This window comes from Psychrobacter sp. 2Y5, from assembly GCF_051847375.1.
In the GTDB taxonomy this organism is placed as follows: domain Bacteria; phylum Pseudomonadota; class Gammaproteobacteria; order Pseudomonadales; family Moraxellaceae; genus Psychrobacter.
The window spans coordinates 94,207-103,099 of sequence record NZ_JBPYDA010000010.1 but is presented as its reverse complement, the minus strand read 5'-3'; the positions used below and the strand labels follow the sequence as shown (position 1 = coordinate 103,099).

The following is an 8,893-nucleotide window of genomic DNA, read 5'->3' as shown; positions in this document are numbered from 1 at the left end:
GGATGGTTTGGATCAAAGTAGTAAGCTACTTGTTTCATCCGCCTTCCCTCTCGACTGGGTGGCATTATACGCGCTTTGGGTTGGGGGTCAAGGGGTTTATGAAATTAATTTTATATGTAGTAAAACATACCCTATGAGTAGCGGCATTATAACGATAACACCTCTACTCGCGTATTTATAAGCACAGTTCACTTAATTAAAAGTATAGCTGACCCCTACATTACCGCCATTTTGACTACCGCTACTCCCAAAAGCGCTACTACTAATAGAGAATTGGCCCTTTGATGTATTGAGCTCTTTAGTGACTGGTTGCACAGCACTAACCGCAGCTGAATTGCTAGACCTATCAACTTATTTAGTAATTTCGCTCACTGCTACATAACAGCCAGTAACACGGTTGAAGATGACGCGATAAACATGGTTTAACATAATAAATTCCCTTTTATTTACTCTCCTTCATAGCTAAAGCTGCTACACTATCTATTAAGTGTCAAAAAATGTTTATTTATAAAATATATTCGTTAAAATTAATACAATGGAGTAATCTTTTCAAACACTAATTAGACAAAGTATTACTTATTGTAAATAGTAGGTCTGCTATTGATAATAGTACAAATGTACTAATCAGAATGGACGGTACGGAAATGTAGACAGAGCAGCTAATGGATAAAGCACATGAAAACAAAAAAAATCGTCTTATTAGTCGATGATCACGCCCTATTTCGAGCGGGACTGCGTCTCATTCTAAAGAATAAAATAGACGCTGACATCATTGAAATTGAAAAAATCAGTGATGTGACAAGCCTTGAAGAAGAAATCGATGTGATATTATTAGATATTTGTCTACCAGGGCTCAATGGTATCGACGGTATGATTATCCTCCAACAGCGCTGGCCAGAAGCACGTATTATGCTGCTGTCTGCTCTTAACAATCATGAAGAGATCAATAGAGCATTAGAGCTAGGTGCTTGTTGTTTTTTGCATAAAAATACTGACTCCACCCTCATTTGCAATACAGTGCAATCTCTATTAATGAGCCGCTTACCGAGCCAAAGCGATCATATCCAAACCCAAACATCTCCATCCCCTGTCGTTACCCAAACGAAAACGCTGCTAAGTACTAGGCTTTTAGAAGTATTAGCACTTATGGCAGAGGGCCATAGCAATAAATATATCGCTAATGAACTTTCCTTGAGCGAAAACACAGTACGTAATCATATCGTCGCCTTGATGGAACACTTTGATGTCCATAACCGCACCAAGATCATCATTTCTGCTCAACAAGCCGGTTATCTCGCTAAGCCAGAATAAGCGCTGCACTAAACATAAGAGTTTATCCAAGCGTTTTTATATAGGACTGATATGGATTACTGACTATGTATAACGACGATATCGAAACCCTTCCTAGCATAATTCCTAGCACCTATAACCATAAAACAATCTTAGCCGCGCAGATTAGACTGTTACTTAGAAACCTACCCTTGGCACTTTTAGGTACTATTTTCACCAGCATTTGCTTTTTTGCGACTATGTTTGTCACTTATGATTTAAATGCCAATCAGCAAGCATTAAATACTATTTGGCTGGCATATCATTCGATAGTCATAGGCGTCTTATGGCTATCTGTCAGATTGATACTCAAAAGACCTGACGCTTTAACGATAACTTTCCTTAAAAAAATATTTGCGGCATTGGCTTTATTATTTTTTAGCGCTATGATCATTTTCCTGCCTATATTTATAGCCATGCTGCAGCGCGTGCCTATTATGGAGATCAATGCTGCCAAACTACTAATCATGATTTGGATGTTTTTTCATCTTATGATTCTTTATGTTTGTTGGTTTAACTGGCAAAAGATCAAAGCTTTAGCAAAAAACACTACCGAAGATTGTAAAAACCTTAATTCTAGTAATAAAGATTACTCCTCTACTAGTAGTCTTAATGATCAATCACTTGTTAAGCCTAGTCGTTCCTTTTTTACTTTGACCTATGAAGTGCCCTCACCCTCTGCTAAAAACCATGATCACTACTTAGCGCATTATGCGGTCTATAGCGTGCTGTTTATTTGTACGCTTGCAACTGCTTGCTTATGGGCATTAGCTATTGGCAAAGCCTTTACCACTAATATTCAAAACTCTACTCAAGTTATCGTACTTCTAGGGCTGCATTTAGGTCTGCTGAGCGGGGGGATCTCAAGCTTAGCCATGTTTTGGCGAGTTTATATTGCCTATGCTTTACCTAGCATATTAATGTGGGGGTTTCTCTTATTTTATATGGTCGATACTGGCTTTATTATTTTAGCGTTTGCGGTCATCACCTTGCTGTTTTTTGATATTTTCTTCGCCAAACATACGTCAACCAATACCCTCAAAGCTATTTTGATTTATCTAGAAAATAATAGCTTAGTAGCACAGCTACAAATAAAAACGCGACAAGTAGAAAAAGCCAGTTCAGCAAAAACTCAGTTTTTGGCTGCCGCTAGCCACGATTTACGTCAGCCGATACAAGCCTTAAGCTTATTTATTGAAGCTCTGAAGGATACTGATCTGGATAGTCAGCAAGCACAGATTGTAGATTATGCCAGCTCTGCTAGCCAATCTAGTCGTGAGATGCTCAACTCGGTATTGGATTACGCTCACTTAGAAAGTGGAGAGATGACTCCTCATTTCGTTGCAACTGAGCTCAATAGTATCCTGCAGAACTTGGTCGATGAGTTTGGCATACAGGCTCAGAATAAACAGCTCTCTTTACGCTTTAAACCTACCACCCTATGTGTAATGACAGACCCTATAATGCTAGCATTGATCCTAAGAAATTTAATCAGTAATGCCATACGCTATACCCATAAAGGGGGTGTCTTGATTGGCGTGCGTAAATTACCTGTAAGTCACTCCTCTCTTGCGCTAGAATACTGCCGTATCAGTATATGGGACACTGGTAGTGGCCTAACGCCGCAAGAGATTGAACAAGCGTTTAAGTCCTTTCATCAAATAGAGCGCAATAATGTGACCAATCAAGGCTTAGGACTCGGGCTTGCTATTGTTAAAGGCATGACTGATCTATTAAAAGCGGATCTAGAAGTAAAGTCTACACTGCATCAAGGGTCACAGTTCTCTATAACCCTGCCTATCTGCGAAAAAGATGATAAGACTACCTTTTATAATAATACCGCCATTAATCATTTAGCAGGAAAAACGGTATTAGTAGTCGATGATGACGATATTCTGCTCAAATCAATGCAGCTTTTATTAGAGGTTTGGGGCTGCAAGGCTGTTGCTGCTCAGACAGTAGCGGAAGCGGTCGCTGCTTTTAAGGTGCATCAACCTGATATTGTCATCTCTGATTATCGCTTAGCTGACAAAGAAACTGGCGAGGAGGTCATCATCGCTATTCAGAACGCCAGTAGTACTGCTAATTACGACTCAGCGTCCTTTATTCTGCTAACAGCCAATACCTCACCTAAGTTACTCAAAGCGACAAAAGCTATCAACCCAACTATCTTGCACAAACCTATAGACCCTCTTATCCTACGCCATCACTTGCAGCAACTCACGGCAAAGGCGCCCTAAAACCCAGTCATCACTGTCCAAGCTAAATACGAAAAAGCCGCTTACTAGGTAAGCGGCTTATGATGGCAGATAGAGGTGTTTATAATTCGATGTCGCTTTTATATCTTAGCTTTTATGGTGGTCACAATACCCGATAACGCATAGATAATGCCAATGGCTAAAATACCGACAGGAATATCATAAATAAGAATACTTAGAATTAGAACGGCAATGATCAAAGCCACAAAAGGCACTTTCTTTTTGTCAAACTCTTTAAAGCTATAATATTTGACGTTACTGACCATCAGTAGACCACAAATTACCACCCAAGCGGCGAACAAAATCATAATTATAGTATCGTATTCACCCACCCATTCATTGTGGTCAATGGCAACCATGACCGCTGCGGTGACTAAGATCGCCGCTAAGGGGCTGGCAAGACCCACGAAGTACTTTTTATCAACGATACCCACTTGCACGTTAAAACGCGCCAGACGAAACGCGCCGCAAGCGGTAAAGACAAAGGCACAGCCCAAACCAATACGCCCTAACGGCTCAAGCGCAAAGCTATAAACTAAGATAGCAGGTGCTATGCCAAAAGCCAATAAATCAGCCAAAGAATCATACTGCTCACCAAACGGACTCTGCGCATTAAGCATGCGGGCTACGCGCCCATCAGCGCCATCGAGTATAGCCGATAAAAATATCGCTAAAGCAGCTTTATAAAACTCACCACTGGTGCTAGCTAAAATCGAATAAAAACCAGACAATAGCGATAAAGTGGTGATCAAGTTAGGCGCTAGATAGACGCCGCGACTGACTACTTGCTGACCCTCGGCAACTTCCGCCTCAATAACTTCAAAGGTGAGACCTTCATAATCGTCATTATCCGCTAAGCGAATGTTAAACTCATGCTCATCGATATAAGGCGGCTGCGTCGCGGCACTATCGCTAATATGGTCTAAATTATCATTGAGCGGCAGCTCAGTAGCTTGGTCCGTCTTATCGACAGCTTTATCATCGATAACTCTATCGGTTGCGTTATTAATACTATTATTGCCATTATTGGTACTCATAGCCTGTCCTTATTCGCCGACTAGCCAGCGTACATTGGTCGCGCTATCAGGGGTCATATTGGGCGCGTCAGCGACTTTGAGCGCGGGCTGTAAAAAGCGTAATATCTCGCGCGCCTGATTGTCGAACTGCCAAGGTGGATTAATAATTAGCATGCCGGTACCATTCAGACCAACAGCGACATCGTTTGGATAGACATTGAGCTCACAGATGAGCTGGCGTCTGATATCGGTACGTTTAAGCTTTTTATAAAACAACTCAACCGCGTCAATATTTTTGATTGGGAACCATAGCGCATAAGTCCCTTGTGGCCATTTATTATAAGAGGCCACTAATAAATCAACCAGACGGGTAAAGTCTTTATGCTCTTGCTCATAAGGCGGATCTAAAAATATTAAGCCGCGACGCTCGGCAGGGGGAATGACGGCACGAATCCCCTCAAAAGCATCGCGATGATGAATGCCAATCGGTAGCTTATGCAGCTGATAGTTCAAAGCGTCATACTCACTCGCTTTAGCCTCAAAAGCCTCACCGCGTACGCCACTATCTGGCTTTTCAATTGAGTTTTTTTCGATATGATGGGCAATCCACCAAGGCGACCCCGGATAGACTTTATTGTCATAAGTAAAACGCGCTTGCTTGATACCTTCTATATAGTCTTTGATAGCGGCAGGCGCTTTTTCCATATCCAAGCCCTCAGCTGTTAGCAAAGCTTGGATACCGCCTTTGGCTTCCCCAGTTTTGCGCGCCTCTTCGCTAGCTAGCGAATAAAGTCCGCGGCCGCCGTAAGCGTCGAGGGCATAAAAAGGTTTGTTTTTTTGGCTTAATTGATTAAGCAGTTGCACAAGTAAAATGTGTTTCACCACATCGGCAAAGTTACCTGCGTGGTAGGCATGTTTATAATTCATAAGGTATAGTTCATAATCTCAAAAAGTTTAAGTGCGGAAAATTGCATCTATGGTAGCATAGGAAGCTTAAAAGATAACGTGGGTTTTGGTAATTAGACGTTGATAAAGCGCTAGTAGAATACTGATAGAGCATTGGTAAAGAGTAACGGGACGACATGACAACGATTATTAGCAACCTTAAAGTAACGCCTCTAGCGGTTGATAATCCCATAGGTATAGATAATCCGCCACAGCTTACGCCTACTGACAAAAAAGGCATGAGCGCGGATGGCCTAACCCAACAAGTCTTGCAATTGTCTGACTTTGCTGTTGATTGGGCACATAGGCTCAGCGATAGCGCGCTTGATACACTAGTTTCGGACGGCTGGCTGGTTCTTGATAATGTCTTTATAGATAAAGCCTTGCTTGCCTTGCAGGCCGAGAGTGGTTTTATTGACTATCGTGAAGCAGAGCTTACCGCTGGTATTAGGGTGAGCAACATTCGCGGTGATAACATTCGCTGGATCACCAAAGACTTCTTTGCTGGGTTTTATTATCTGCAAGCTATCAATGCGCTATCGGCTCTATTGAACCGGGCGCTATTCACGGGTATTCGTCATAGTGAAGCGCATTATGCCTGCTATCCACCCGGCTTTGGCTATCAGTGGCACAGTGACAACCCGGCAGGCCGTGATGAGCGCGTGATATCTGCGGTCTTTTATCTCAACGACGACTGGGAAGAGATAGACGGCGGCGCGGTAGAAATTGTGGATAATCACGGCGTCCATCATGAAGTCATGCCGCTTGCTAATCGCTTAATTATCTTCAATAGCGACCTGCAACATCAAGTACAAACCGCCCATCGTCAGCGCTACTCTATCGCCACTTGGATGCGCCGTGATGGTTTAGTGCCTTTTGTAGAAGAAGGTTAAAGTATCAATCTACCAGTACCAAACCAAAATTATTCATGTTAATAAAAATTATCCCTATTAAAAGGTTCTTTATGTCTAACAATAACAACAACACTTTATCGCAAACCCATCAACAAGCTACTCTAGATTTAAGTATTGAGCTGCTTGAACGACCCTCAGTCACGCCTGATGATGACGGCTGCCAAGACATCTTGTCAGCGCGATTAGAGCAAGCAGGCTTCGACTGCGAATTTATGTATTACGGTGATAAACAAGCTAAAGGCGAACACGCCGAGGTTAAAAACTTATGGGCGCGTCGCGGCACGACCGATCCGGTCATTTGCTTCGCCGGCCACACCGATGTAGTGCCAACCGGTGATGTCAATAATTGGCGCTATCCGCCCTTTACGCCAACTATCGAAGACGGCTACCTTTGGGCACGCGGTGCCGCGGATATGAAAACAGGTATCGCTGCTTTTACCATTGCAAGCGAGCGTTTTGTTGCTAATCATCCTGAGCACAAAGGCTCAATCGCTATGCTGATTACCTCTGATGAAGAAGGCCCCTCTATCAATGGTACGGTGAAAGTCATCGAAACCTTGGAAGCGCGCGATGAGAAAATAACTTACTGCCTAGTCGGCGAACCTTCGAGCACCGATACCCTTGGCGATATTATCAAAAACGGTCGCCGTGGCTCCTTAGGGGCGGAGCTGACCGTCACTGGCAAACAAGGTCACGTTGCCTACCCTCATTTGGCCAGTAATCCTATCCATGCGGCAATGGCAGCACTAAGCGAGCTCACTGCTGCTGAATGGGATAAAGGTAACGACTACTTCCCTGCGACCTCGTTGCAAATCTCTAATATCAACAGCGGTACTGGCGCAACCAATGTGATTCCTGAAACTTTGGAAGCGGTATTTAACTTTCGCTTTTCGACGGAAACGACTGAAGATGAGTTAAAGCAAAAGACACATGCTATCTTTGATAAACATTTCAAGGACAGCAAAGCCAGCTATGATATTGATTGGAAACTCTCAGGCCAGCCTTTTTTGACGCCAGAAGGCAAGCTTGTTTCGGCTTGTCAAAACGCGATCAAGTCAGTAACCGGTACAGAGACAACTCTCTCAACTTCGGGCGGAACATCCGACGGACGCTTTATCGCGCCAACAGGTGCACAAGTCGTTGAGCTTGGCGTGCGTAATGCCACTATTCATCAAGTCGATGAAAGGGTAGAAGTCGATGACTTAGGAAAACTGGCGCAGATATATGAAGGAATATTAGAGAACTTATTGCTAGATTAATTGCAATTGCTTAATTAAGCTCGTAAAAAAAGCGTTACTTATTGCATAAGTAACGCTTTTTTTACAAGTTATCTTTTAATAGATAAATATTTGATGGACAAATAATCGATTTACTACTCCACTACTTTGACCCATGCACTCTCATGTTTTTTGAAACCAACTTTTGGATAATACTCAGTCGCTTGCGGCGCAGATAACAAAATAACTTTACAACTGGGCGGCAGTTGCTGCTCAATTTTTTCGATCATCTTTTTACCAATACCATGGTTTTGATACGCTTCATCGACAGCCATATCAGATAGATAGCAACAATAACTAAAATCCGTAATGCAGCGCGCCACGCCAATCAATTGTTTGTCGTTATTCGCATCATTTGTCGCCTCTTCATGCTCTTTATTTACTGCCCTGTCTACCCATGCCGTTACTAAAAGATTGGCATTATCTAGCATGCCTTTAATCGTATAAGGATTATCTATAGGACGACGCTCGCCTAAACTACAATTCTTTAATACCTCTATGAATTGGAAAGGCGTAATCGGAGTGTTGATTTGATAAGTGACTTTGGACGTCGACATAAAGCATGCTTCTTAATATTTAGTTATTTTATCTATCTAGATTTTACAACTTTACTCAATCCCAATATAAAGATCGACTTGTCCAAATTCTAAATTACCACCGATATAATGCTCAAAATCGACATTATAAGTGCGAGTGTGTTCGCAGTCAGGATTATGGAAATACTCCCACGCCTTCTCCCAAGCATTCATCACCGTATTAGGCATTCTCCCTTCTTCGGTAAATACCAAATACTTGCCTGCAGGGATAGTCACCGTGATGACATCGCTACCATGAGCGGCGCTAAGAATATTCTCAGGACTAAGGACATTGTTATCTTCGCTATCATCCTGCCCTGCTGCCTGCTCGCTCTCTACCTTCCAACTGGCGACCACATCGAATGCTCCGACTAAATCTTCGCTCTCATAGTTATAATAAACGCCGTAGATATCTTCGCCCTCGCTAAGATGGCTGACATGGTTTTGGTAAAATTTTTGCCACAGACGGCCTAGTTTGGCCGTTTCGTATTCAGTCTCAGCAAGATTTGTGGTACGCGCGCTGATACCTTGACAGACTATCGCTGACGATAGCTCTTTGACGGATGAACTCATAATACT

General features: G+C 42.7%; 9 protein-coding genes. 4 read left to right on the top strand and 5 right to left on the bottom strand.

Going from position 1 to position 8,893, the window contains the following annotated elements; all coding sequences use genetic code 11:
* Positions 1-351: 351 nt before the first annotated feature.
* Positions 352-429 (bottom strand): ESPR domain-containing protein, encoded by a 78-nt coding sequence (locus ACS8E3_RS11050; RefSeq protein WP_439244177.1) that lies wholly within the window; start codon positions 427-429, stop codon positions 352-354.
* A 246-nt stretch (positions 430-675) separates the two neighbouring features.
* Here ACS8E3_RS11050 and ACS8E3_RS11045 point away from each other — a divergent pair, with 246 nt between their 5' ends.
* Complete coding sequence (locus ACS8E3_RS11045) at positions 676-1,311, top strand: response regulator (protein WP_439244163.1); 636 nt, start codon at positions 676-678, stop codon at positions 1,309-1,311.
* 65 nt (positions 1,312-1,376) lie between these two features.
* Positions 1,377-3,569: an ATP-binding response regulator gene (locus tag ACS8E3_RS11040; RefSeq protein ID WP_439244161.1), complete on the top strand. Its 2,193-nt coding sequence runs from the start codon at positions 1,377-1,379 to the stop codon at positions 3,567-3,569.
* 98 nt (positions 3,570-3,667) lie between these two features.
* Here ACS8E3_RS11040 and pssA read toward each other — a convergent pair whose 3' ends face one another.
* Positions 3,668-4,624 (bottom strand): CDP-diacylglycerol--serine O-phosphatidyltransferase, encoded by a 957-nt coding sequence (pssA, locus tag ACS8E3_RS11035; protein WP_439244159.1) that lies wholly within the window; start codon positions 4,622-4,624, stop codon positions 3,668-3,670.
* 9 nt (positions 4,625-4,633) lie between these two features.
* Positions 4,634-5,530 (bottom strand): 23S rRNA (adenine(2030)-N(6))-methyltransferase RlmJ, encoded by an 897-nt coding sequence (locus ACS8E3_RS11030; RefSeq protein ID WP_439244157.1) that lies wholly within the window; start codon positions 5,528-5,530, stop codon positions 4,634-4,636.
* A 155-nt stretch (positions 5,531-5,685) separates the two neighbouring features.
* Between ACS8E3_RS11030 and ACS8E3_RS11025 the strand changes: the two genes are divergently transcribed.
* Entirely contained in the window at positions 5,686-6,441 is a 756-nt protein-coding gene (locus ACS8E3_RS11025; RefSeq protein WP_439244156.1) for a 2OG-Fe(II) oxygenase, read from the top strand.
* 71 nt (positions 6,442-6,512) lie between these two features.
* Entirely contained in the window at positions 6,513-7,721 is a 1,209-nt protein-coding gene (gene dapE, locus ACS8E3_RS11020; protein ID WP_439244155.1) for a succinyl-diaminopimelate desuccinylase, read from the top strand.
* 113 nt (positions 7,722-7,834) lie between these two features.
* Here the strand turns inward: dapE and ACS8E3_RS11015 are convergent, their stop codons facing one another.
* Both ACS8E3_RS11015 and ACS8E3_RS11010 read right to left on the bottom strand, forming a co-directional pair.
* A complete protein-coding gene (locus ACS8E3_RS11015) occupies positions 7,835-8,296 on the bottom strand; it encodes a GNAT family N-acetyltransferase (RefSeq protein WP_439244153.1) in 462 nt (153 codons plus the stop codon).
* A gap of 51 nt (positions 8,297-8,347) precedes the next feature.
* Positions 8,348-8,887, bottom strand: a complete 540-nt coding sequence (locus ACS8E3_RS11010; RefSeq protein ID WP_439244151.1) for a GyrI-like domain-containing protein — start codon at positions 8,885-8,887, stop codon at positions 8,348-8,350.
* Positions 8,888-8,893: the final 6 nt, after the last annotated feature.

What these genes read in the sequence shown, in the direction of transcription:
- ACS8E3_RS11030 (WP_439244157.1), bottom strand. Translation starts at nt 5,530, where the DNA reads ATGAATTATAAACATGCCTACCACGCAGGTAACTTTGCCGATGTGGTG.
- ACS8E3_RS11045 (WP_439244163.1), top strand. Translation starts at nt 676, where the DNA reads ATGAAAACAAAAAAAATCGTCTTATTAGTCGATGATCACGCCCTATTT.
- ACS8E3_RS11025 (WP_439244156.1), top strand. Translation starts at nt 5,686, where the DNA reads ATGACAACGATTATTAGCAACCTTAAAGTAACGCCTCTAGCGGTTGAT.
- ACS8E3_RS11010 (WP_439244151.1), bottom strand. Translation starts at nt 8,887, where the DNA reads ATGAGTTCATCCGTCAAAGAGCTATCGTCAGCGATAGTCTGTCAAGGT.
- ACS8E3_RS11050 (WP_439244177.1), bottom strand. Translation starts at nt 429, where the DNA reads ATGTTAAACCATGTTTATCGCGTCATCTTCAACCGTGTTACTGGCTGT.
- ACS8E3_RS11015 (WP_439244153.1), bottom strand. Translation starts at nt 8,296, where the DNA reads ATGTCGACGTCCAAAGTCACTTATCAAATCAACACTCCGATTACGCCT.
- dapE (WP_439244155.1), top strand. Translation starts at nt 6,513, where the DNA reads ATGTCTAACAATAACAACAACACTTTATCGCAAACCCATCAACAAGCT.
- ACS8E3_RS11040 (WP_439244161.1), top strand. Translation starts at nt 1,377, where the DNA reads ATGTATAACGACGATATCGAAACCCTTCCTAGCATAATTCCTAGCACC.
- pssA (WP_439244159.1), bottom strand. Translation starts at nt 4,624, where the DNA reads ATGAGTACCAATAATGGCAATAATAGTATTAATAACGCAACCGATAGA.